Here is a 2,285-nt window from a genome sequence, read left to right as displayed (position 1 = left end):
AAGCATATCCATTGGATTCCCTCCCTAAAATTAAGAGCGGAATTCTAATGCTTTTTAGTCAGCCAGCAAGTCCCGTGCGTAACATGAGATGCTAATAAAAAGCATTCAATACTATCAATTTGTAAGATGGTAGGTGTAGGAAAGACTACACTGTACAAATACATTAATCAGTAGGTAGTTTTTTATGAATGAATTTAATGAAATACTTGAAGTCACTGTGGAGAAAGCTCATGTTTTTATTCTTGGGGCTGGGGTCAGTATCGCTTCATTTCCTGAAGGGGATAAAAATAAAAAAACTCTTCCCTCAATGCAAAATTTTATTAATATACTAGGTATTGCTGATTTAGTACCAACTGAGTTTTCTACTGAAAATGACTTTGAAATTATTTATTCCAAATTATGCCAAATTGAAAAATACAAGGAGCAAAAAGAAAAAATAGAAATCAAAATAAAGGAATACTTTTCAGATTTGAGAATAAAAGATGAAGTCTGCATTTATGACTATTTGCTGTTATCTCTTAGACCAAAAGATGTTTTGGCAACATTCAACTGGGACCCTTTCTTAGTTCAAGCTTATCTTCGTAATGATAAAAAGTATAAAAATAAACTCCCCAGGATTCTTTTTCTACATGGAAATGTAGAATCATATTATTGTAATACTTGTTTACTAGCTTCTAGAAAAGGATGTTTTTGTCCAAATTGCAATGAGAAACTGCTACCTAGCAATTTGTTGTATCCCATCCAAAAGAAAAACTACGATGAAGATCGTTATATAAATACCCAATGGTCAACTTTACAGTTTTTTCTTAAAGATTCTTATCTTTTATCAATATATGGATATAGTGCTCCCAAATCGGATATTTCAGCCAAAGAAAAAATATTTAATGGATGGCGTGAACAAAATGAGAAACAGCCGTTTGATTTAGTTGAAATTATTGATAGAAAAGGCTGCGATAAAGAATCGATAAAATCCAATTGGAGGGAATTTATATTTTCCCATCATAGTCGTGTTTATGAAGATATCTTTGATTGCTTTGCTTTAAGACATCCGAGGCGCTCTGGAGAGGCCTACGTTGCTGAGAAATTTAATGGTGAGTTTATCCCTAGCTATGTGCCTCCAAAAACAGATAGTCTTGAGGAGCTTTGGGATTGGTATGAAGCTAGAGTAGTGGCGGAAAAATGATAGGTCTCAAATGACAAATTAGTCCCACAAACACATTTTTTTTCTGTATTAAATTGTTAATAGGCAGCATCTACTGGGGTTAAAAACAATTTAATAGAGGTGTTAGATAAGTAAAATTCATGTGTTTATACTATGATTAAGAAATAGTTGCTAAGTTAATCATAAATAAGAAATATTAATTTAATACGAGATTCTATGTCTAATCTAGCTCCCTTGAGTATGAACGTTTATCCTGAGGATCCTATTGATGTTCGTATATTAATTAAGGTATGTAATGCAGAATACGTAGAAGGTATCTTAAATGGTAATTTATATATGAAACCATTTGAATACTTTAGACGTTTAGAAGAAAAAACAATACGAGGTGATGTACTCGAAGGAATTGACGCTAGCTATAGAAGTGAAGATATTTCCTTACAAATCAAAGATAAAAATGGCATTTTTATCCCCATAGGTGGATTGATTGGTAGAGCAAATTTTCATAATAATTACATAGAAAATACAAATTTATTCTCTATGAGTGGATTTTCTTTAGAAAATTTATCAGAAGGAAATAATCAGTTTTTATTAGATTCGAGATTTTCAACCTTCGGAGATAAAGCAGTAATTATTTATGATGTACCAAAATTTTTTTTAAAAATTAAAAAAGGATTTGAAAGTAAAAAGAAAATTATTCAAATTCCTAATGAGCCTTTTTATTTCCGTCATATAGATTATGTCTCCGCTAATTATAATGGTCGATTAGGTTTTTTTAGAAAATTGGATTCTTATAAATGGCAACAAGAGTTAAGAATTGCAATTTATAGGAATGTTAAGTCCTTAAGTTCGAAACCTTATGTATTTAGAGTCGGATCTTTAAAGCACATTAGCATAGTTTTTGATACACAACACCTTATAACAAAAGGCCTACTTATTAACAGTTCTTCCAGACCCTAAAAGTAGCTGGATTTAATAACTAGCTAATATTCTTCATTGATTCAATACGAATTAATTTTAATTTGCTTGGTTTATTAACTACCTTCTTATGGTGAATTTTACGTTGATTTATTTATCTATGATCTGAAGTTAACAAAACATAATATAGAGCAACGTTCGCAAAACC

At 30.8% G+C, this 2,285-nt stretch carries 2 protein-coding genes and 1 pseudogene; all 3 read left to right on the top strand.

All coding sequences use genetic code 11. The features are described from left to right. Positions 1–102 precede the first annotated feature (102 nt). A pseudogene (locus tag Lsan_RS23565) lies at positions 103–174 on the top strand (recombinase family protein); the annotation flags it as partial. A gap of 10 nt (positions 175–184) precedes the next feature. Next, positions 185–1,183, top strand: a complete 999-nt coding sequence (locus Lsan_RS12435) for an SIR2 family protein (protein ID WP_058514561.1) — start codon at positions 185–187, stop codon at positions 1,181–1,183. Between the two features lie 195 nt (positions 1,184–1,378). Beyond that, positions 1,379–2,119: a hypothetical protein gene (locus Lsan_RS12430; RefSeq protein WP_058514560.1), complete on the top strand. Its 741-nt coding sequence runs from the start codon at positions 1,379–1,381 to the stop codon at positions 2,117–2,119. The last annotated feature ends 166 nt before the right edge of the window (positions 2,120–2,285 follow it).

It is taken from the genome of Legionella santicrucis, from assembly GCF_001468135.1.
In the GTDB taxonomy this organism is placed as follows: Bacteria; Pseudomonadota; Gammaproteobacteria; order Legionellales; family Legionellaceae; genus Legionella; species Legionella santicrucis.
Note: the sequence above shows the minus strand (reverse complement) of the source record. Positions and strands in the feature narration are given on the sequence as shown.

What these genes read in the sequence shown, in the direction of transcription:
- Lsan_RS12435 (WP_058514561.1), top strand. Translation starts at nt 185, where the DNA reads ATGAATGAATTTAATGAAATACTTGAAGTCACTGTGGAGAAAGCTCAT.
- Lsan_RS12430 (WP_058514560.1), top strand. Translation starts at nt 1,379, where the DNA reads ATGTCTAATCTAGCTCCCTTGAGTATGAACGTTTATCCTGAGGATCCT.